22 protein-coding genes are annotated in these 19,157 nt (G+C 68.8%); 12 read left to right on the forward strand and 10 right to left on the reverse strand.

All coding sequences use genetic code 11. The features are described from left to right. The 3 genes from LI337_RS12880 (at position 1) to LI337_RS12890 (ending at position 1,511) form a co-directional block, all read left to right on the forward strand. Entirely contained in the window at positions 1–363 is a 363-nt protein-coding gene (locus LI337_RS12880) for a DUF8048 family protein (protein WP_227230245.1), read from the forward strand. Positions 364–466: 103 nt separating this feature from the next. Beyond that, the gene (locus LI337_RS12885) at positions 467–1,174 is read left to right on the forward strand and encodes an AzlC family ABC transporter permease (RefSeq protein WP_227230246.1); all 708 of its coding nucleotides are present in this window, start codon (positions 467–469) and stop codon (positions 1,172–1,174) included. Further along, complete coding sequence (locus LI337_RS12890) at positions 1,164–1,511, forward strand: AzlD domain-containing protein (protein ID WP_227230247.1); 348 nt, start codon at positions 1,164–1,166, stop codon at positions 1,509–1,511. Before LI337_RS12885 ends, LI337_RS12890 begins: the two co-directional genes overlap by 11 nt. A 17-nt stretch (positions 1,512–1,528) precedes the next feature. On the opposite strand, the gene LI337_RS12895 is transcribed toward LI337_RS12890, so the two are convergent. Next, positions 1,529–1,951: a low molecular weight phosphatase family protein gene (locus tag LI337_RS12895; RefSeq protein ID WP_227230248.1), complete on the reverse strand. Its 423-nt coding sequence runs from the start codon at positions 1,949–1,951 to the stop codon at positions 1,529–1,531. A 139-nt stretch (positions 1,952–2,090) separates the two neighbouring features. Next, a complete protein-coding gene (locus tag LI337_RS12900; protein WP_227230249.1) occupies positions 2,091–3,842 on the reverse strand; it encodes a phosphatase PAP2 family protein in 1,752 nt (583 codons plus the stop codon). A 211-nt stretch (positions 3,843–4,053) separates the two neighbouring features. Here LI337_RS12900 and LI337_RS12905 point away from each other — a divergent pair, with 211 nt between their 5' ends. The 4 genes from LI337_RS12905 (at position 4,054) to hjc (ending at position 9,201) form a co-directional block, all read left to right on the forward strand. Next, complete coding sequence (locus LI337_RS12905) at positions 4,054–5,355, forward strand: amidohydrolase (protein WP_227230250.1); 1,302 nt, start codon at positions 4,054–4,056, stop codon at positions 5,353–5,355. 244 nt (positions 5,356–5,599) lie between these two features. Next, positions 5,600–7,105 (forward strand): hypothetical protein, encoded by a 1,506-nt coding sequence (locus LI337_RS12910; RefSeq protein ID WP_227230251.1) that lies wholly within the window; start codon positions 5,600–5,602, stop codon positions 7,103–7,105. 177 nt (positions 7,106–7,282) lie between these two features. Then, entirely contained in the window at positions 7,283–8,572 is a 1,290-nt protein-coding gene (locus LI337_RS12915) for an adenosylhomocysteinase (RefSeq protein WP_227230252.1), read from the forward strand. A 92-nt stretch (positions 8,573–8,664) separates the two neighbouring features. Beyond that, positions 8,665–9,201, forward strand: a complete 537-nt coding sequence (gene hjc / locus LI337_RS12920) for a Holliday junction resolvase Hjc (RefSeq protein WP_227230253.1) — start codon at positions 8,665–8,667, stop codon at positions 9,199–9,201. Between the two features lie 45 nt (positions 9,202–9,246). On the opposite strand, the gene LI337_RS12925 is transcribed toward hjc, so the two are convergent. Further along, complete coding sequence (locus LI337_RS12925; RefSeq protein WP_227230254.1) at positions 9,247–10,464, reverse strand: alpha-hydroxy-acid oxidizing protein; 1,218 nt, start codon at positions 10,462–10,464, stop codon at positions 9,247–9,249. 135 nt (positions 10,465–10,599) lie between these two features. On the opposite strand from LI337_RS12925, the gene trxA reads away from it, so the two are divergent. Next, positions 10,600–10,869, forward strand: a complete 270-nt coding sequence (trxA, locus tag LI337_RS12930; RefSeq protein ID WP_227230255.1) for a thioredoxin — start codon at positions 10,600–10,602, stop codon at positions 10,867–10,869. A gap of 115 nt (positions 10,870–10,984) precedes the next feature. On the opposite strand, the gene LI337_RS12935 is transcribed toward trxA, so the two are convergent. The 5 genes from LI337_RS12935 to LI337_RS12955 all read right to left on the reverse strand — a co-directional run bounded on the left by LI337_RS12935 (position 10,985) and on the right by LI337_RS12955 (position 13,791). Then, positions 10,985–11,164, reverse strand: coding sequence for a hypothetical protein (locus LI337_RS12935; RefSeq protein ID WP_227230256.1), 180 nt, complete (start codon positions 11,162–11,164; stop codon positions 10,985–10,987). A gap of 82 nt (positions 11,165–11,246) precedes the next feature. Further along, the gene (locus LI337_RS12940; protein ID WP_227230257.1) at positions 11,247–11,948 is read right to left on the reverse strand and encodes an SDR family NAD(P)-dependent oxidoreductase; all 702 of its coding nucleotides are present in this window, start codon (positions 11,946–11,948) and stop codon (positions 11,247–11,249) included. Positions 11,949–11,992: 44 nt separating this feature from the next. After that, positions 11,993–12,643, reverse strand: coding sequence for a Mov34/MPN/PAD-1 family protein (locus tag LI337_RS12945; RefSeq protein WP_227230258.1), 651 nt, complete (start codon positions 12,641–12,643; stop codon positions 11,993–11,995). A gap of 36 nt (positions 12,644–12,679) precedes the next feature. Then, positions 12,680–13,270, reverse strand: coding sequence for an NUDIX hydrolase (locus tag LI337_RS12950; protein WP_227230259.1), 591 nt, complete (start codon positions 13,268–13,270; stop codon positions 12,680–12,682). A 107-nt stretch (positions 13,271–13,377) separates the two neighbouring features. Then, positions 13,378–13,791 (reverse strand): Lrp/AsnC family transcriptional regulator, encoded by a 414-nt coding sequence (locus LI337_RS12955; RefSeq protein WP_227230260.1) that lies wholly within the window; start codon positions 13,789–13,791, stop codon positions 13,378–13,380. A gap of 97 nt (positions 13,792–13,888) precedes the next feature. On the opposite strand from LI337_RS12955, the gene carA reads away from it, so the two are divergent. Beyond that, a complete protein-coding gene (gene carA, locus LI337_RS12960; protein ID WP_227230261.1) occupies positions 13,889–14,977 on the forward strand; it encodes a glutamine-hydrolyzing carbamoyl-phosphate synthase small subunit in 1,089 nt (362 codons plus the stop codon). 160 nt (positions 14,978–15,137) lie between these two features. Next, entirely contained in the window at positions 15,138–15,431 is a 294-nt protein-coding gene (locus LI337_RS12965) for a DUF7853 family protein (protein WP_227230262.1), read from the forward strand. A 31-nt stretch (positions 15,432–15,462) separates the two neighbouring features. Here the strand turns inward: LI337_RS12965 and LI337_RS12970 are convergent, their stop codons facing one another. Next, the gene (locus LI337_RS12970) at positions 15,463–15,948 is read right to left on the reverse strand and encodes a cupin domain-containing protein (protein ID WP_227230263.1); all 486 of its coding nucleotides are present in this window, start codon (positions 15,946–15,948) and stop codon (positions 15,463–15,465) included. Positions 15,949–16,003: 55 nt separating this feature from the next. Here LI337_RS12970 and LI337_RS12975 point away from each other — a divergent pair, with 55 nt between their 5' ends. Both LI337_RS12975 and LI337_RS12980 read left to right on the forward strand, forming a co-directional pair. Then, complete coding sequence (locus tag LI337_RS12975; protein ID WP_227230264.1) at positions 16,004–16,324, forward strand: 4Fe-4S dicluster domain-containing protein; 321 nt, start codon at positions 16,004–16,006, stop codon at positions 16,322–16,324. Positions 16,325–16,393: 69 nt separating this feature from the next. Further along, positions 16,394–17,587, forward strand: a complete 1,194-nt coding sequence (locus LI337_RS12980; protein WP_227230265.1) for an inorganic phosphate transporter — start codon at positions 16,394–16,396, stop codon at positions 17,585–17,587. Positions 17,588–17,679: 92 nt separating this feature from the next. Here LI337_RS12980 and LI337_RS12985 read toward each other — a convergent pair whose 3' ends face one another. Continuing rightward, complete coding sequence (locus LI337_RS12985) at positions 17,680–19,095, reverse strand: hemolysin family protein (protein WP_227230266.1); 1,416 nt, start codon at positions 19,093–19,095, stop codon at positions 17,680–17,682. Positions 19,096–19,157: the final 62 nt, after the last annotated feature.

Here is a 19,157-nt window from a genome sequence, read left to right on the forward strand (position 1 = left end):
GTGTCCGAGGTGCCTATCGAGGGACAGGTCCAACTGCTCGCGGCCGCGAAGGCCAGCGTCGCGCCGCACCGACTGCCGGACCTGCTCTCGGCGGTGCAGGCCGACCTCGGCCCTCGGCTCGACGACTATCGTCGGCAGTACGAACAGGTCTGCCGAACCGACGAGGGCGCGCGTGTCTTCTTCGTCCCGGCGGATCACTGGTCGGTGATCGGCGACCGACTCGGCTTCGACCGACGGGAGACGATGGCGGTCGGCCGGGCACACGAGGCACAACTCCGGCGGATCGGCCGGCGTGAGAACAGACGCGACGAGTTCGAGCGCGCACTGGAGATCAGAACGGCGGTCGTGATCGGCGAGGAGTAGTCGGACGCGAGAGAGCAGTCGGCGGGCGCGAGTCGGTATCCTCGGCAGGGGCGCGTCGTGCCGCGACGAACAGGCCTTTCTCGGGGGAGCGACGACGCACTCTATGGACCGTGCCGCGTTCGTCGACGGCGTGAAGACGTCTCTGCCGCTCCTCCCCGGAATCCTCCCGTTCGCGCTGGTCGCGGGGGTGACGGCCGTGGACGTGGGACTGTCGCTCCCGCAGGCCGTCGGCCTCTCCGTCGTCGTCTTCGCCGGTGCGTCGCAACTGGCGGCGATGGAACTGCTCGGCGACAACAGCCCCCTCCTGATCGTCGTCGGCACCGCCGTCGTCATCAACCTCCGACTGGTGATGTACTCGGCGAGCATCGCGCCGCACTTCCGGGAGTTCTCGGCCCGGACGAAGGCGCTGGCGTCGTACGTCCTCACCGATCAGGCGTTCGCGCTCTCGGTGGCGAAGTACGCCAAGTCGCCGACCGTGGACAAACTGGCCTACTACCTCGGCATCGCCCTCACGCTGTGGGTCGTCTGGCAGATCGGCACCGTCGCGGGCGTCCTCCTCGGCACCGGCGTTCCGGCGTCGTGGGGGCTGTCCTTCGCGGTGCCGCTGGTCTTCCTCGCGATCCTCGTCCCGGCGGTGACGGACCGCGCGACCGTCGTCTCGGCGGCTGTCGGCGGCGGGGTCGCGCTGGCCGGTGCGACCCTCCCGTACAACCTCGGGCTGATCGTCGGTGCGGTCGCGGGCGTCGCGGCGGGCGTGCTCGCGGAGTCGGCACTGGACGTCGACCCCTCGGAGGTGGACAGTGGTCACTGAGTACGGGCCGACCGCGATCTGGCTCGCGGTCGTCGCCATCGGCGTCGTGACGTTCGCCTTTCGCGCGTCGTTCGTCGCGCTGTTCGGCTACATCGACACCGTGCCGCCGACGCTGGAACGGGCGCTCCGGTACGTCCCACCGGCGGTGCTGGCCGCGCTGGTCGCGCCGGACCTGCTGGTCGTGGAGCCGACGCTGGACGGCACGCTCGCCGACGGCCGACTGATCGCGGGGCTGGTCGCCGCCGGCGTCGCGTGGCGGACCGAGGACCTGCTGTGGACCATCGTCGCCGGGATGGTGGCGCTGTGGCTGGTGCGGTTCCTCCCCGGACTCGTCTGATCGTCGGTCGGCGGGGCTCAGTGCTCGCCGACGAACTCGTCGAACAGCGCGACCACGCGCCGTTCGATCTCGTCTCTGATCTCACGGACGCGCTCCGGGGGCTGGCCGTCCGGATCGTCGAGTGCCCAGTCGCGGACCGTCACGTCGGCGTCGAGTTCCAGCGTCGAACAACCCATCGTCGCCACCACGTCGCAGGCGTTCAGTTCCGCGTCCGAGACCTCGCGTGGCGTGCGGTCGGAGAGGTCGATATCGTGTTCGGCCATCACGTCGACGACCTCGGGGTGGACGTGGTCGGCGGGCATCGTCCCGCCGGTGACGATTGCGACACGGTCCGTCAGGCCTCGGCGGTCGCGCTCCTGTTCTGCGAACGCGGTTGACATCTGGCTCCGACCGGCGTTCTGGACGCAGACGAAGCCGAACGTGAGTTGCTCGGTGGACATGTCTCTCGAAGGGTGACGGGGGTGTGAAGGGCTTGCTATGTCGGCTATCGAGTGCTATGTAGGTCGTGGGGGTGGCACGCGGAGGGCTGGTCTCGGCTTCGTAGTTGGTTGTTCGTGTCGGTCGGCCGGGTGGCCGGCGTCAGGCCGACACCACGCCCTCGGCCGTGATCCGGACGCGCTCGCCGTCGAAGGTCGTGAGCGTGAACCCCGCGAAGTCGTAGGTGTCGGCGTAGCTCCGCGCCCGGTCCATCAGGTACCCCAGCGCGACCTGCTCGCCGAGTCGCAGGCCGTCGGCCGCGTCCGACCGGTAGTGGATGCCGGCCCAGTTGCGCCCGATAGAGACGTTCGAGGCGAGTTTGTTCAACTCCCCGCCGACCGTCAGAGTCGCGTCCGCCGACTCGAGCGTCGAACCGTCCGCCGAGGGGACGACCGGCGACGGGAGTGTCCAGTCCTCGTCGAAGTACGCCTTCAGGACCGTGACCGCCGCGCCCGCGATACCGGCGTGGCCGGCCGGGTAGGAGGGGTGCAGCGGCGCACCCTCGGGGTACGCCTGCGGGAGCAGACTCGTCCCGAACTGGGCGGCCGTCTCCGCGACCGCCTGTGAGTCGAGCAGAGTCGCGGGGATCGGATACGAGCCCTCGCCCGACCGCGTCCGGAAGACGCGCCCGCCGTAGGCCTCCGGGCGAAGCCGGCGGTGGACCAGCCACTTGTGACACCAGTTCGCGTGCTGGACCGGCACGGTCACGCCCGCCACCGCGTCCAGCACGTCGTTCCCGCCGAAGTCCACGAAGGGAGCAGAGGAAGGAGAGCCGGGCGATCCGGAGCCAGCGAGCGGGTTCGCCGGATCGAACGGCGCGCCCATCCCGAGGAGGATCAGCGCCGCCCGGAGGTACGCCGCGTACGGGAAGTCCCGGTGGACGTACGTCGCCAGATCACGCCCGGTCGTCACGTACCGCCGGTCGTCGGTGTACACCTCGTCGGCGGTCGGCGACTCGCCGTTCTGGCACGCCAGCCACGTATCGTAGTCGGTCAGGTAGTCCGCCCCCGCCGCGAGCACTCGGTACCGCTGGTCGATAGTGAGGGTATCACCCTCCGGAATCGGCGCGAGCAGGAACTGCGAGAGATGCGGCCCGACAGCGTCACCGGGGAGCGTCCCCCGGAACAGCAGGTCCGGCGGAATCGAGCCGTCACCGGCAGTCGGACCGGTGTAGCCCGACAGCCCCGCCAACTCGGCCGAGGCGGCCATCGCCAGCGGCGAGTCCTCGAGCGATTCGAGCGGGACGTCCCGGAGGAGTGCCTGCCAGTAGAGTTCGACCATCTCGGCGCCCGCCTCGTCGCTCGCGAAGGCCGGCGCGGGGGGCATCGCCACGTCGTGTGGATCGTAGCCCGTGGTGTTGTACGACAGCGCGGCCTCCGGATTGACGAGCTTTCGCTCCCCGCCGAGCGGGATCGCCGAGAACGCCTCGTCGCCCGCGAGCGCCGCCAGCAGCGACTCGTAGGCCGACGCCGCGACCTCGCCGGTCGCGGCGTGCGGGAGCCCCTTCGTGAAGGAGGCGTAGTAGCCCGGCAGGTCGTCGTCCCCGTTCGACTCGGGGACCGCCATCTCACCCCGGAGGTGGGTCCGTGCCGCCGCCAGCCGGCGTTTGAACGCGTCTGTCAGACGGTTTCGGTCGTGGAAGTCACGCGACTGGAGGGGGACGACGCGCCCGGTCGCCCGGCCAGCACCGAGCAGTGAGAGGAGGCCGCCGCCGGCGAGACCGAGGAGGACGTTTCGTCTGCGGTCGCTCTCGACGCCCGGTTCGGTGTCGATCCGTGAGTCGGCGGGCGCTCGGCTGGGTGAACTCGACTCGGGGGCTGGCACGTCTTCGCGGTCGCGGGGCGTGTCGGACATAGCGTCCGTGACGCGGACTGGTGACGTAGCTAAGTGGCTGTTACCACCGGGCTAACACGACGTTAGGCTCGCAGCGCGCCGTTCAATCGGCGATAGAGTTCCGCGGACGACGGGCGCTCGGTCGGACGACCCGGACCGGTCCCGGACGACCACGGATTCGTGACCGGGCGAAGCCGATGGATTCAGGGTCGCCCGCCCCGCGCCGACTGGTATGACCACACTGCTGATCGCGGGCGGGCGGGTCCTCCGGCCCGATCTGACGGTCGAGCGTGCCGACGTGCTCGTGGACCGCGAGGCGGGCGAGATTCTGGCGGTCGAACCGAACCTCGCGGCCGACCGCGACACCGAGGAGACGCTCTCTGCCGAGGGCGGCCTCGTCGTCCCCGGCCTCGTCAACGCGCACGGCCACGGCGCGATGACACTCCTCAGGGGCTACGCCGACGACAAGCCGCTGGACGCGTGGCTCCAGGAGGACATCTGGCCGGTCGAGGGCGTCCTGACGCCCGAGGACGTGCGCGCCGGCACCGACCTCGCCCTGCTGGAGCTGATTCGTTCGGGCACCACCGGCTTCGCCGACATGTACTTCCACGTCGGCGAGGTCGCCGAGGCGGTCGACGCCGCCGGCCTCCGGGGCCGACTCGGCCACGGCGTCGTCACGATCGGGAAAGACGAGGAAGCGGCGCAGGCCGACGTGGACGAGGGCATCGAGATGGCCCGCGAGTACGACGAGACTGCCGACGGGCGCGTCACCACGGCGCTGATGCCCCACGCGCCCCACACGGTCGGGAGCGAGTATCTCGATCAGTTGGCGACCGCCGCGGACGACCTCGGCGTCCCGATCCACTTCCACCTGAACGAGACGCAGGAGTACGTCGACGCCATCGACGCGGAGACGGGCCAGCGCCCGGTGGACTACGCCGACGACCACGGTCTCCTGCGCGAGGACACGTGGGTCGCCCACGGCGTCCACCTGACGGCCGAGGAGATCGGGACGCTCGCGGAGACCGACACCAGCGTCGTCCACTGTCCGGCCTCGAACATGAAACTCGCCAGCGGGATGGCTCCTGTCCAAACGCTGCTGGACGCGGGTGTCGGCGTCGGACTCGGCACCGACGGCGCGGCCTCGAACAACGACCTGGACGCCTTCGACGAGGTGCGCGACGCGGCGATGCTCGGGAAACTCGCTGCCGACGACGCGGCCGCGGTCCCGGCCGAAGCGGTCGTCGAGATGGCGACCGCCGGGAGCGCCGACGCCCTCGGCTTCGACTCCGGTCGGATCGACGTCGGCGCGAACGCCGACCTCGCGGTGCTCGATCTGGACGCCGCGCACCTCACGCCCGCCCACGACCTCGTCAGTCACCTCGCGTACGCCGTCCGGGGGAGCGACGTGCGCCACACGGTCTGTGACGGCGACGTGCTCATGCGCGACCGCGAAGTGCTGACGCTGGACGCCGAGGCGGTCCGCCGCCGGGCACGCGAGGCGGCGAGTGCCGCCGTCGACCGCGTCGAGTGAGTAGTGCTGCCGGGCGCGTCGAGTGACCAGTCTGTCCGGTCACCGACAGTCGAGGCGAGTCAACACACCACACGAATCTCCCCACGATCCGACACAGACTGACCTCGCCGAGAGGACAGGTTAGTTACGGGAGGAGAGCGCTCTTTGAACGTTCTTGAACGGTTCTCAGTCCGTTTCAACACGAGCGAACCGGATGAACGAGAGACCCCCTTTATCCGGAACCCGACAGTTGAACCGGGTACGGATGAACGCGAAACAACTCATCGCCGCGACGTTCGCCGCGCTCCTGATCGTCGGTGCTGCCGCACCGGCGTCGGTCGCGGCCGACGACGAGACCGACCTGGCAATCGAGACGACCCAGTCGCCCGACACGGGCGAGGCGACTGTCGTCGTGACGGACAACGGGACAGCAGTCGAAAACGCCACGCTGGTCGTCGAGAGCGACGACTACGCAGGGAACGGCACGTACGAGACGGACGCAAACGGCTCCGTCGTCCTGCCGACCCCCGCGAACACGACCGAGGTCGAACTGACCGCGGTCGCGGACGGGAACGCGACGACCACCGAGGTCGAACTCGTCCCCCTGAGTGAGTCGCTCGACGTCGACGTCGAACAGGCGGACGACGGCACCGCGACGGTCACCGTCACGCAGTACGGCGCGGCCGTCGAGGACGCCGCAATCGCCGTCAACGACTTGAACGAGACCGACTACGCGGGCGTCGGCACCTACGAGACGGACGCGAACGGCACCGTCGACCTGCCCGCCCCCGCGAACGAGACGACGGTCGAGGTCTCCGCGACGAGCGGTGACCTCTCGGCCAGCACGACGGCCGAACTCGACGACGGCGACCTCGACGTGGAGGTCACGGAGAACGACGACCGCTCGGCCACGGTGACGGTCACGCGCGGGTCGGCCGCCGTCGAGAACGCGACGGTCGTCGTCGAGGCCGAGGGCAACTACTCCGGTGAGGGGAGCTACGAGACGGACGCGAACGGCACCGTCGACCTCCCGGCCCCGAGCAGTGACGTCGAGGTGACGCTGACCGTCGTCGATGACGGCGAGAGCGTCGAGGAGACGGTCGACCTCGCCGGTCCCGCCGGCTTCGCGGTCTCCGCCGAGGAGACCGACGACGGCGCGGTCGTGACGGTGACCGACAACGAGAGTGCGGTCGAGAACGCGACCGTCGAGGTCGAGGCCGACGGCAACTACTCCGGCGAGGGGAGCTACGAGACGGACGCCGACGGCACCGTCGACCTCCCCGGCTACGAGGGCAACGAGTCGGTGACCCTCGACATCACGGCGACGTACGACAACGAGAGCGCGTCCACGACGCTGACGCTGGGCGAGGAAGACGAGGAGAACGCATCTCAGCCGTTCGGGCAGCGCGTCTCGGAGTTCGTCCACGACCTGCTGGGCGACGAGAACCGCACCGGCGGCATCGGGCAGGAACTCTCGGAGTGGGTCCGCGAGCACAACCCCGGTAAGGCGAAAGGTCCCGGCGACAACCCCGGTAACGGCGGCGGCCCGCCAGAGCACGCCGGCGGTAACGAGACCGCAGACGGCAACGAGACGAAGGCCGGCAACGGCAACGGTAACGGCAACAACGGGAACGGCGGCGGTCCCGGCAACGGCAACGGTAACGGCAACGACAAGGGCAAGGACAAGTCGGACCGCGGAAACGGTAACGGAAACGGCAACGGCAACGGTAACGGCAACGCGCTGATCGACCTGCCGGTCCTGCCGTTCTAAGCACCGGCACCGGACGTCCCACGCCGACGCGGCACCTACGCGACTCTTCTCTTTCGACACGACACCGGCCAGTGACGGCCACGGCTGTCGGTCGGGTCGGCGGTCACGCCGCGGTACCGCGTCGGCAACGCTCCGGGTTTCGGCACCGTTTTGAGCGCCCTCGTGTAAGCCGACAGCATGAGCACGACGGCGTTCCCGCCGATCACCGAGCACCTCGACGACCCGGACGCGGCACGGGCCGAGGGGCGACGGAAGATGGACTGGGCGATGCAACACATGCCGATTCTGACGGCACTCCGAGAGCAGTTCCGGGAGTCGAAGCCCTTCGACGGCTACACTATCGGGATGGCGATGCACGTCGAGGCGAAGACCGCGAACCTCGTGGAGACGCTGGCCGACGGCGGCGCGGAGGTCGCCATCACCGGCTGTAACCCGCTGTCGACGCACGACGACGTGTCCGCCGCGCTGGACGCCCACGAGAACATCACCTCCTACGCGCTTCGCGGTGTGGACGACGAGGCGTACTACGAGGCCATCGAGGCGGTCATCGAACACGAGCCGACGATCACGGTCGACGACGGGATGGACATGGTCGCCGCCATCCACGAGAACCATCCCGACCTGATCGACACCATCGTCGGCGGGTGTGAGGAGACGACGACCGGCGTCCACCGCCTGCGGGCGATGGACGCCGACGGGGAACTCGACTATCCGGTGTTCGCGGTCAACGACACGCCGATGAAGACGCTGTTCGACAACGTCCACGGCACCGGCGAGTCCGCACTGGCGAGCATCGCCATGACCACGAACCTCTCGTGGGCCGGCAAGACGGTCGTCGTCGCCGGCTACGGCTACTGCGGGAAGGGTGTCGCCAAGAAAGCGGCGGGGCAGAACGCGAACGTCGTCGTCACCGAGGTCGAACCCCGGCGCGCACTGGAAGCGCACATGGAAGGCTACGACGTGCAACCGATGGCCGAGGCCGCAGAAGACGCGGACGTGATCATCACGACGACCGGGAACCGCGACGTGGTGACCCGCGAGCACTTCGAGGTCCTGCCCGACGGTGTCCTGCTGGCGAACGCCGGCCACTTCGACGTGGAGGTCGACCTCGACGCACTCGGCGAGATGGCGGTCGAGCAGTACGAGGCCCGCGACGGCGTGGACGCCTACGAGATGGCCGACGGTCGCCGACTGAACGTACTCGCGGAGGGTCGCCTCGTCAACCTCGCGGCCCCCATCGCCCTCGGCCACCCGGTCGAGGTGATGGACCAGAGCTTCGGCGTGCAGGCTGTCTGTGTCCGCGAGTTGGTGGAGAACGGCGACGCCTACGACGCCGGTGTCCACGAGGTACCGGACGAACTGGACCGGGAGGTCGCGGAGATCAAGTTGGAGTCGGAGGGCATCGAGATCGACTCGCTGACCGACACCCAGCGCGAGTACATGGACTCCTGGGACCACGGGACGTAGGTCGAATCGAACGCGCCGACCGCGGTGGCGTCACCACACCGGCCCCGAGGCGTAGTCGTCCGACTTAAGCCCGCCCGCCGGCGAGGTGAGGTATGACCGCCAACCAGAAGGGCGACCGCCGGGAGCGGGAACTGGTCAACCGACTGGACGAGGCCGGCTTCGCGGTGATGCGCGCGCCGGCCTCGGGCAGTGCGACGACGCGGGAACTCCCGGACGTGCTGGCCGGCGACGGCGGCGTCTTCTACGCTATCGAAGCCAAATCCTCCAGCGGCGACCCCATCTACCTGACGTGGGAGGAGGTCGACGCCCTGCGCTTCTTCGCGGACAGTTTCGGTGCCGAAGCCCTCATCGCCGCCCGGTTCGACCGCGAGGACTGGGCCTTCTTCGCGCCGCACGAACTCCACCAGACGCCGAAGGGGAACTTCCGCGTCAAGAAGGAGAAGGCGGTCGAGGAAGGCCGCCGCATCGCCGATCTCCTGCCGGACGACGAAGACGAGCGCAGAAACGACCCGAGCGAGGTGGCGAACGCGGTTCGCCAGGGCGTGCTGTCGTACGCCGACGCCGGGGAGATGTTCGACTCCACCGACGACCTGCGGGCACTGCTCGCGGCACTCGACGCCGAGGACTGACCACTACTCGTTGTCGGCCACCGGCGACTGCTCTCCCGACTGCCGTCACTGCTCCACCACCGCGTCCCGATCCAGTTCGGTCACGGCGGCGTAGCCCAGCAAACCGAGCGTCAGATCGAGATCGGCCCGGAAGTTCTCCACCGCCGACCGCACCCCGTCCGCGCCGCCGGCCGCGAGTCCGTAGACGTACGGTCGACCGAGCAGCACCGCGTCCGCACCGAGCGCGATAGCCCGGAGCGCGTCCGCGCCACCTCTGATGCCGCTGTCGAACAGCACGGTCGCCTCGTCACCGATCTCGTCGGCGATGCCGGGAAGCGCGTCCAGCGCGGCGATCTCGCCGTCGACCTGCCGGCCGCCGTGGTTCGAGACGATCACCCCCTCCGCGCCGGCTTCGACCGCGCGCCGAGCGTCGTCGGGTCGGAGGACGCCCTTCACCAGCGCGGGGAGGTCGGTCCCATCGAGCAGGTCCGCGAGATCGCTCCACGTGCGCGAGGCGTCCGAAAAGCCGTCGAGGAGGTGCTGGACCGCGGCGGCCTCATTCTCCTCGGGTGGGCTGTCGAGCGCCTCGCGGAAGGCGGGGTCGGAGAGATACGTCGCCAGGCCGTGGCCGTCGAAGAAGGGGAGGCTGGCCTGCTGGAGTTCGCGCTCGCGCCACCCGGTGAAGGGCGTGTCCGCGGTGACGACGAGCGCCTCGTAGCCGGCGTCCTCGGCACGGGCGAGAAAGCTCTCGGTGACTGCGGGGTCGGCGTTCCAGTAGAGTTGGAACCAGCCTGTCGTGTCACCCAACTCCTCGGCCACGTCCTCGGGCGTCTCGCTGGCGACCGAGGAGAGGACGAGGGGGACGTCGAGGTCGGCGCAGGCCCGCGCGGTCGCCAGTTCCGCATCCTCGTGGAACAGCGACTGCATCCCGATGGGCGCGAGGAGAAACGGGACCGGGAGGTCGGAGTCCAGCACGGAGACGGAGAGGTCGCGGTCGGACACGTCCCGCAACATTCGGGGTACGAGTCGGTAGTCGACGAAGGCGTCGCGGTTCTCTCGCATCGTGTCTTCCCGACCCGCGCCGCCGAACAGGTACGCCTCGGCGTCGGCATCGAGCGTCTCGCGGGCCTGCTCGCGCAGATCGGCGACCGCGATGGGGTAGTCGGGGTCGACGCCGGCCCGCCCGTTCAGAAACACCTCGGTCTGCCGGAACTCGCCGTAGGGGTCGCTCGGATCGTCGACAGGAGCCGTCTGCTCGCCGATCCCGTCTCCGTCGTCTGTCATACGCTCGACTGTGTGCTCCGGTGACAAATCGCTGTCCCCGGCTGGCTGTCGGCCGAATCGGTGTGTCGGTCGGCGGTGCTCGCGTGAGAAGTGGGAAATCCTTATGCGCGCAGGTGAGCAACCCGGTGACGCACAATGACGGTGAAACTCTTAGACTTCTACGCGGACTGGTGTGGGCCGTGTAAGACGCAGGACCCGATTCTGGACGAGTTAGAGGCCGAATACGGGGAGCGCGTCAGCTTCGAGAAGGTGGACGTAGACGAGGCACAGGACGTGGCGAACCAGTACTCCGTGCGCTCGCTCCCGACGCTGATCGTGGAGAACGACGACGGCATCGTCGACCGGTTCGTCGGCGTCACCCAGCGTGAGGACATCGAGGCGGCGCTCCAGGAAGCCGGCGCGTAGAGTCGGCACTGGCGGGCAGTGAGACGTTCTGCGGTATTTCTCCGGTCGTCGCGGAGCCCCGGCACTCTGCGGCGAGTGTCGCGTGTGCGACCACCGTGGCGGGCAGAAGACGCGCCTACCGTCGCCGACGGCGACCCCGCAGTTCGCCGCCGACGACCGTTCCACCCGACTCCAACAGCGGTGTCGCGTGCTCCCAGCAGGCGTACCACGTCCGGTGACCCTGCGCGACGACCACCTCCGCCCGCGCCCGACAGACGTAACAGGGCTGTGTCTCCGGCGACCGAACCACGCGCATAGCCGACCAACACCGACCACGGAGAAAAGTCCTCGTCCGACGCCGTCGACACCGCCCCCACTCTGTCGCCGCCGACCGACGCCTACCAGTCGATCACGGACTTCCGCCGCCAGAACTTCCCGCCGGGGCTTCCCGGCTGGAAGCGTGCGAGCCACGTCGGCGTCTCCGCCCCCTCCTCGACCGACCGATCCGCCTCGTCGCCGCCCATGTCGGTCCGGACCCAGCCCGGACAGACCGAGTTGGCGAGCAGGCCTTGCTCGGCGTACTCCCCGTGGAGGTACGCCGTCAGGCCGTTGATGCCCGTCTTCGAGATTCGATACGCGGGCGACCCGCCGCTCTGCGCCTCGCCGATCGCGCCCATCCCCGAGGAGAGGTTGACGACGCGACCACCCTCACGCTGGATCAGCAGGGGCACCGCGTGTTTACAGAGAAGCATCGGGCCGCGCAGGTTCGTCGCCAGCGTCCGGTCGATCCGGTCCGTGGGCTCTGCGACGATGTCGTCGCCAAACTCGCCGATACCGGCGTTGTTGACGAGGATGTCGAGCCGACCGACCTCGTCGAAGATGCCGTCGACCGCCGACTCCACGTCGCCCTCCTGTGTCACGTCCAGCAGGACGTGCTGCCAGTCGTCCGGCACGTCGTGGGTGACGCTCCGGGTTCCGGCGTACACCGTCGCGCCGAGGTCGTGGAGGTTCTCCGCGATCTGTCGGCCGATACCGCGATTCGCGCCCGTCACGAGCGCGACCTGCCCTGCGAGGTCGTCGTACAGCTCCGGGTCGTCCATACCCTCGCTGGGGTCCCGGCGAGGAAACGTCTTGTCGTCTCGGCTCACGCCGACCGCGAGTCGTCGCTCTCGTCAGTGACCTGTTCGTCGTCGCTGCTCTCGACTGCCAGCGATTCGAACTCGTCGCCGGTCCAGCGCCACGCACCGATGTCGGCTCCGGCGCGCTCCGACGACTCGCTCGCGTCTTCGTCAGTCGCCACCCCGGCACCCGCACCCTCGGCTCCCACGCCCTCGGCGTCGGCGTCCGCCGGCGCCTCGGTCGCGGTCGCCGCCCCGTCTGTGGTCGGTGTCGCGTCGGACTCGCTGGCGAGCGAGACGATCAGGTAGACGTAGCCGGGCCACTGCGCCTGTGCCCGGTCGGTCGCGCTCGGTCCCGGCGGGCCTCGCGGGTGCGAGTGGTAGAAGCCGACGACTTCGGTCGTGTTCCGCGACTCACTCGCCGTGTCGTCGGCCGACTCACCCCCACGCTCGACCGATTCGAACACCTGCGCCGTCTCTCCCGGATCGAGTTCGTACCGCGTCCGCGGGTCGTCTGCGACGTTCGGCACCTGCCTGCTGTCGATCACGCGAACCGTCTCGGACGCTCGTCCGGTGCCGAGCAAGACGCCACAGATCTCCGCCGGCGACCCGTCGCTCGCCTCCGAGACGAGCGTCTCACGAACGTCGGTCGGCAGGAGAAGCGTCGTCGGTGACACGAGTCGAGGGTGGCGTGGTCGTCTGCGGCGCGCCGGTCAGTCGAAGTCGCGGCGCATGGCGATCTCGAACCACGGGCAGAGGCGCAGTTGGCGGTACCACTTCGGATGCTGGTGGAGGTGGTCGTAGTCGACCCACAGCATCCCGGCGACCTCCTCCTCGACGGGGTCCATCGACAGGTCGTCCAGTGTCAGCTTCAGGACCGCACAGACCTCCCACTCGACGCCCTCGTTCGGGTAGTAGCGCTTGTACTCGAACTTGTCCGTGACGCGCAGGTCGTCGTACTGGTCGGGCGTGATGCCCAGTTCCTCCTCCAGTCGCTGGCGGGTCGCCTCCTTCTGGGTCTGGCCCTGCACCGGGTGGGAGGCGACGGTGCCGTCCCAGTGGGTGTCCCAGAGCCGTTTCTCGGGGGATCGCTGTGCGAGCAGGATGCGGCCCTCGCCGTCGAACACCAGTGCGGTGAACGCGCGGTGCCGGATGCCGTCGCCGGTGTGGGCGTCGAGGCGGTTGACCGTCCCCTCCTCGTTGTCGTCGCCGTCGACCGCCACCACGTGCTGGCGGGCGTTCTCGTGTGTCCGCTCCTCCGAACTGGCCGAAGTCGCCCGACTGTCGGCCTCGTCTGCGCTCATAGCCGACCCATCGGCGACCGGGGTGAAGGATGCTTCGATGCGTGACTGGCTGTCGTGGCGGGCCGGCGACGTGTTCTGCCCACTCTCCCGGCGTGCCGCTCCGACGTTCAGCCCAGTTTCTCGTCGAGGATCAGCCGCGTCTTCGTGCTCTGGACCTCGTCCATCTCCCGACACTCGGTGATGAGGTCGTTCACGCCGCGCGTGTCGGCCGCGTCCACGACCAGCACGATGTCCTCCTCGCCGGACACCTGCCAGACGAAGTCGACCTCCTCCCACTCGGCCATGCGCTCGCCGACGCCGGTCGTGTTCACGTCGACCGCCACCGACACCTCGATCATCGCCTTGATGTTGCCGGTCCGGGTCGCGACCGTGAACCGTTCGATGACGCCCTCCTCGGTCATCCGTTCCACCCGATTGCGGATCGTCCCCTCGCTCGTCCCGACCCGCTCTGCGATCTCGGTGTACGGCGTCCGCGCGTCCCGTCTGAGGATCGTCAGGATGCGCCGGTCGAGTTCGTCCATAGGTCACGAACGACCGTCCACCACTTACCGATTACGAAATTCGTAACTCAGCTACGAAAGCAACGCTTATCACGGTGGCCTTCATGCGTATCTCGTAATGTCGGACGCCTACGTCGCACTGGAAGACGGGCGCGTCGTCGAGGCGCGTGGCCGTGTTCCGGGCCGTACACGTGGTGAACTGGTGTTCACGACCGCATACACAGGGTACGAAGAGAGCCTGACGGACCCCTCCTACGAGGAGCAGGTCCTCACCTTCTCGTACCCCCTCATCGGCAACTACGGCGTCCGAGACGAGCGATTCGAGTCGGATCGCGTCCACCCGCGTGCGGCCGTCGCCCGCGAGTTCACCGACGAGGTCGTCGAGTGGCTGGCAGACGAGGGCGTCCCGGCCGTGGACCACCTCGACACGCGCGACCTCGTGACCGCCATCCGCGAGGGCGGCGCGATGAAGTGCGGCATCGCGGTCGGCGAGGGCGTGACACCGGAGGACGCGAAGGCCGAACTCGCCGAGTGTAAGGGGATGTCCGAACACATGGACATCGGCGCGCAGGTCAGCGTCGACGCGAGCGAGACCTACGAACCGGACGCGGACGCGCCCGACGTGGACGCCGAGGTCGCACTGATCGACTGCGGCGCGAAGGGCTCGATTCGCTCCTCACTGACCGAGCGCGGCGCGACGGTCCACGTCCTGCCGTACGACACGACGTCCGAGACGGTCGCCGACCTCGACCCGGACGTGCTGTTCGTCTCGAACGGGCCGGGCGACCCGGCGAACTTCGGGGCTGCACAGGCGCTCGTCGAGGAGTTCGTCGGCGAGGTGCCGGTCGCCGGCATCTGTCTCGGCCAGCAGGTCGTCGCCCGCGCGCTCGGCGGCACGACCGAGAAGATGGACTTCGGCCACCGCGGCGTCAACCAGCCGGTCCGCGACCTCGACTCCGGCAAGGTCGTGATGACGACCCAGAACCACGGCTACACGGTCGGCGACCCCGGCCCGGAACTCGACGTGACGCAGGTGAACGTCAACGACGACACCGCCGAGGGACTGGAGTCGGACGAACTCGGCGTCCTCACGCGCCAGTACCACCCCGAGGCGAACCCCGGTCCGCACGACTCGCTGGGCTTCTTCGACGACGTGCTCGAACTGGTCGAGACCGACCGCGCCCGGAAGCTGGCGGCCTCGGACTGAGACGACGGTCACCGCCGCCTTCCGGCAGTTCTTGCGACTTCTACGACCCTCGTAGCGACTGCACCGATCCGCGAGGTGCCCTTTCGCCGTCGTGCATGTGGTATGCCAACACCCTACACACTCAAGGGCGGTGCGTGCCTAGAGACGACCGTGACGCCACATGACCACGACCACCTGCCACGGGCCTGCGGGTCTCGACCTGTCGCGTCGGGACGCGTGGGTCCTCCACGCCGCCCTGCTCCGGTGGATCGACGCGGAGATCGACGACGACCGGACCCCCCGATTCGAGTTCGGACTCCTCCGGAAAGTCGAGGAGTGTGACCGCCTGACGACGGCCGAACTCCGGGTCGTCCGGCAGGTGTTGGACACCTATCGGTCGGACGTGCCCGACGAAGACCGCGACACCGTCGACTCGCTACTCGCCGACGTGGACGACGCCCTCGTCGAGGCGTGAGTCGCGCCGGCACGGTCGGGTCGGTCCTCGCTCACTCACCCTCCCAGACGTCGACCGCGTCGTCCTCGCGGAAGAACCCCGACAGCACGCGCTCGGACTCGTCGCCGCCCGGCGGCGTGCCGGCGTAGACACCGACCTTCTCGGAGTCGGGGTAGCCCAGCACGTCCGGTTCCCGCATCTCGGAGACGACGAGATACCGGAGCGTGTCCTCGGCGTCGTTGACGACGCGGTGAGCACTCTCTGGACCGGTCGGGAACGCCACGTAGTCGCCGGGTTCGAGCGGGACCGTCTCGTCGTCGTGGCGCAGACTCCCCTCGCCGGCGAGCACGTACAGCGCCTCCTCGTTGGCGGTGTGCCAGTGGTACGGCCACGCCTTCTTGCCGGGCGGGAGTTCGTACAGACTCGCGCCGAGTCGCTCGCCGCCGGCTGCCTCACCGAGTTTCTTGCGACGGAACTGCACGTCCTCGGCGTGTTCGACCGTGGTCGCCTCGACTGCGGACTCGTTGACGTGTCCCATGCTCGTGGCTCGGGATGCCGGCCGCTTAAGTCCACAGCGCGCCGACCCGGTACCGATGGGAATCGACCCGAACTTCGACCGGAACCGCGAGCAGGTGGGCGAGGAGAACGGCGTGGCCGTCTGGGGGCCGGTCGACCCCCCCGAGAAACTGGGTATCCACGGGAGCCACGTCGCGGTGGACTACGACATCTGCGTCGCGGACGGCGCGTGTCTCGAGGACTGCCCGGTCGACGTGTTCACCTGGGTCGAGACGCCCGACCACCCCGCCTCCGAGCGGAAGGTCGAACCGACCCGCGAGGACCAGTGTATCGACTGCATGCTCTGTGTCGACATCTGCCCGGTCGACGCCATCGACGTGGACGCCTCACGGTCGTAGGCTGTCGGACGGCGCTGTGATACACCAGGGTCGGCAGACACTTCACGGGGGACCGCCACGAGGTTGACCATGGTCGCAGTCGGGACGCTGGCGACGCTGGTGGTCGCGGGACTCGCGAGTCTGTTCATGGCGTGGGCGATCGGTGCCGGATCCTCGGGGTCGACGCCCTTCGCGCCCGCCGTCGGCGCGAACGCTATCTCGGTCATGCGGGCCGGATTGATCGTCGGCCTACTGGGTTTCTTCGGGGCGGTGTTACAGGGTGCGAACGTCACCGAGGCGGTCGGCTCCGAACTGGTGGTCGGTGCCCCGCTGACGGCGACGGCTGCCATCGTGGGGCTCATCACGGCCGCCGCACTCGTCGCGGTCGGCGTCTTCGCCGGCTACCCCATCGCCACCGCCTTCACCGTCACCGGGGCGGTCGTCGGCGTCGGCCTCGCGCTGGGTCGCGGCCCGGCGTGGGCGAAGTACCAGCAGATCGCCACGCTGTGGGTGCTGGTCCCGTTCGTCGGCGGCGGCATCGCCTACGCCACCGCCCGCTTCCTCCGGAACGAGTCGATCCCCGAGACACTCGCGGTGCCCGGCCTCGCGGGACTCGTGGGCGTGATCGTCGCCAACGTCGACTTCTCGGTGCTCGGCCCGGCCGGTGAAGCCGGATCGATCGCCGGCACGGTCGCCGCGTCGCTCCCCCCGGTCGGCGTCGCGGGCCTCCCCGTCGGCCGTCTGCTCGTCTCGCTCGCGGTCGCACTGCTGGTCGCCGGACTCCTCCGCTACGACATGGCCCGCGACCGGGAGGCGGGTCAGCGACACTTCCTGCTCGCACTCGGCGGACTGGTGGCGTTCTCGGCCGGCGGGAGTCAGGTGGGACTCGCGATCGGACCACTGCTCCCACTGCTCGGCGACGTGTCGGTCCCGCTGTGGGCCGTGCTGGTCGGCGGCGGCGCGGGCCTGCTCGTCGGGTCGTGGACCGGCGCACCCCGGATGATCAAGGCGCTCGCACAGGACTACTCGTCGCTCGGGCCTCGGCGCTCTATCGCGGCGCTGATCCCCTCGTTCGCCATCGCACAGACCGCCGTCTTCTTCGGGATCCCCGTCTCGTTCAACGAGATCATCGTCTCGGCCATCGTCGGCTCCGGCTACGCGGCCGGCGGCAGCGGCGTCAGCGCCGAGAAGATGGTGAAGACGGTACTGGCGTGGATCGGGTCGCTCGTGCTGGCGTTCGCCGGCGGCTACGGCGTCTTCACTGCGGTCTCGGCGGTGCTGTAGTCGGCTGTAGACTGCGTCGGTGTGAGAAGGTCGCGTCGGTGTCGTCGGTCGCGTCGAGTACCTCTCGGCCGTCTCTCGTCGACCGAGCCCCGTCAGTCGTCGACTTCCGCTTCCGCCTCGTCGGGGGTCTGCTCGTCGTCGTCCGACTCCTCGGTCTCCTCGCTCGGTTCGGGGAGCGTGATCCGGGCTTTCATGATCCGGGTGTTGTCCACCTGTTCGATCCGGATGTCGATCCCGTCGAACTCGATCTCCTCGCCCTCCTCCACGAGGCGGCCGGCGCGGTTGAAGATGAAGCCGGCCAGCGTCTCGAACTCCTCGCCTTCGGGCAGGTCGATCTCCAACTCCTCGTTCACCTCGTCGATGTTGACCTCGCCGCGCACCAGCGCCGTCCGGTCGTCGAGGAACTCGAACGGTTCCTCCTCGTCGCCCTCGAGGATGTCGCCGACGATCTCCTCGACCATGTCCTCCATCGTGATCAGCCCCTCCGTGGTGCCGAACTCGTCGATGACGACGACCATCTGCATCCGGTTGTCCTGGATCTCGGTCAGCAGTTCGTCGACGTTCTTCGACTCCGGCACGTGGAGCGTCGGCTGGACGAGGTCGGTGAGGTCCGCGCTCCCCTCGCCGTAGTACTTCGCGCGGACCATGTCGCGGATGTTGACGATCCCGATGATGTTGTCGAGGTTCCCGTCGTAGACCGGCACTCGCTCGTGGTCCGACTGGACGCAGGTCTCGATGGCCTCGTCGATGGTCGCGTCTTTCGGGACGGCGGTCACGTCGAGACGGGGGGTCATCACCTCCTTGGCGATGGTGGAGTTGAACCGGAAGATGCGCTGGAGCATCTCGCGTTCCTCCTCCTCGATGACGCCCTCGCGCTCGCCGGTCTGGATCATCGTCTGGATCTCGTCGCGGGTGACGTAGGAGGTCTCGATCGCCGACCGACCACCGGTGACGCGGTTGATGATCCGCGTCAGGTAGTCGAAGACGACGATCAGCGGGAACAGGACCTTCTCGGAGAACTTCAGGGGCCTGGCGATGGTGACGGCCCACGACTCGGTGTTCTCGACGGCGTACGACTTCGGGGCGGACTCGCCGAAGAGGAGAACGAGCGTGGTGATCCCGAAGGTGGCGATCAGCACCGACTGACCCGGTCCCACGTCCAGCACGGCGAGGACCCCGGTCGCGATCGAGGACATGGCGATGTTGACGATGTTGTTGCCGACGAGGATCGTCACCAGCAGGCGGTGGGGGTCTTCCTTCAGTTCCTGGACCCCTTCTGCACCCGGGATGCCCTCCTCGATCATCGAGTCGATCCGGTGTTTCGCCAGCGAGAACATGGCGATCTCCGAGGAGGAGAAGAACGCCGACAGCCCGAGGAGGATCACGATAGCGACCGCACCGAGGATGCCGATGGTCGTGTCGTTGATCGGGAGCGACTGTGCTACTCCACCGACTTGCAGGAGCGAGGCTGTCGGCCAGACAGCCGTGTATACCGACGACAAACCCATGTACCACCCTCTCTTGTCCGGGGGCGGGATTAAGAGTTGTCCCTTTGGCACCGGGCGCGGAT

The sequence above is a fragment of the Salinirubrum litoreum genome (assembly GCF_020567425.1).
In the GTDB taxonomy this organism is placed as follows: domain Archaea; phylum Halobacteriota; class Halobacteria; order Halobacteriales; family Haloferacaceae; genus Salinirubrum; species Salinirubrum litoreum.

Bases quoted from the DNA above. Each gene is read 5' to 3' on its own strand.
- LI337_RS12885 (WP_227230246.1), top strand. From the start codon at position 467: ATGGACCGTGCCGCGTTCGTCGACGGCGTGAAGACGTCTCTGCCGCTC.
- LI337_RS12895 (WP_227230248.1), bottom strand. From the start codon at position 1,951: ATGTCCACCGAGCAACTCACGTTCGGCTTCGTCTGCGTCCAGAACGCC.
- LI337_RS12900 (WP_227230249.1), bottom strand. From the start codon at position 3,842: ATGTCCGACACGCCCCGCGACCGCGAAGACGTGCCAGCCCCCGAGTCG.
- LI337_RS12905 (WP_227230250.1), top strand. From the start codon at position 4,054: ATGACCACACTGCTGATCGCGGGCGGGCGGGTCCTCCGGCCCGATCTG.
- LI337_RS12910 (WP_227230251.1), top strand. From the start codon at position 5,600: ATGAACGCGAAACAACTCATCGCCGCGACGTTCGCCGCGCTCCTGATC.
- LI337_RS12915 (WP_227230252.1), top strand. From the start codon at position 7,283: ATGAGCACGACGGCGTTCCCGCCGATCACCGAGCACCTCGACGACCCG.
- hjc (WP_227230253.1), top strand. From the start codon at position 8,665: ATGACCGCCAACCAGAAGGGCGACCGCCGGGAGCGGGAACTGGTCAAC.
- LI337_RS12925 (WP_227230254.1), bottom strand. From the start codon at position 10,464: ATGACAGACGACGGAGACGGGATCGGCGAGCAGACGGCTCCTGTCGAC.
- trxA (WP_227230255.1), top strand. From the start codon at position 10,600: ATGACGGTGAAACTCTTAGACTTCTACGCGGACTGGTGTGGGCCGTGT.
- LI337_RS12935 (WP_227230256.1), bottom strand. From the start codon at position 11,164: ATGCGCGTGGTTCGGTCGCCGGAGACACAGCCCTGTTACGTCTGTCGG.
- LI337_RS12940 (WP_227230257.1), bottom strand. From the start codon at position 11,948: ATGGACGACCCGGAGCTGTACGACGACCTCGCAGGGCAGGTCGCGCTC.
- LI337_RS12950 (WP_227230259.1), bottom strand. From the start codon at position 13,270: ATGAGCGCAGACGAGGCCGACAGTCGGGCGACTTCGGCCAGTTCGGAG.
- LI337_RS12955 (WP_227230260.1), bottom strand. From the start codon at position 13,791: ATGGACGAACTCGACCGGCGCATCCTGACGATCCTCAGACGGGACGCG.
- carA (WP_227230261.1), top strand. From the start codon at position 13,889: ATGTCGGACGCCTACGTCGCACTGGAAGACGGGCGCGTCGTCGAGGCG.
- LI337_RS12965 (WP_227230262.1), top strand. From the start codon at position 15,138: ATGACCACGACCACCTGCCACGGGCCTGCGGGTCTCGACCTGTCGCGT.
- LI337_RS12970 (WP_227230263.1), bottom strand. From the start codon at position 15,948: ATGGGACACGTCAACGAGTCCGCAGTCGAGGCGACCACGGTCGAACAC.
- LI337_RS12975 (WP_227230264.1), top strand. From the start codon at position 16,004: ATGGGAATCGACCCGAACTTCGACCGGAACCGCGAGCAGGTGGGCGAG.
- LI337_RS12980 (WP_227230265.1), top strand. From the start codon at position 16,394: ATGGTCGCAGTCGGGACGCTGGCGACGCTGGTGGTCGCGGGACTCGCG.
- LI337_RS12985 (WP_227230266.1), bottom strand. From the start codon at position 19,095: ATGGGTTTGTCGTCGGTATACACGGCTGTCTGGCCGACAGCCTCGCTC.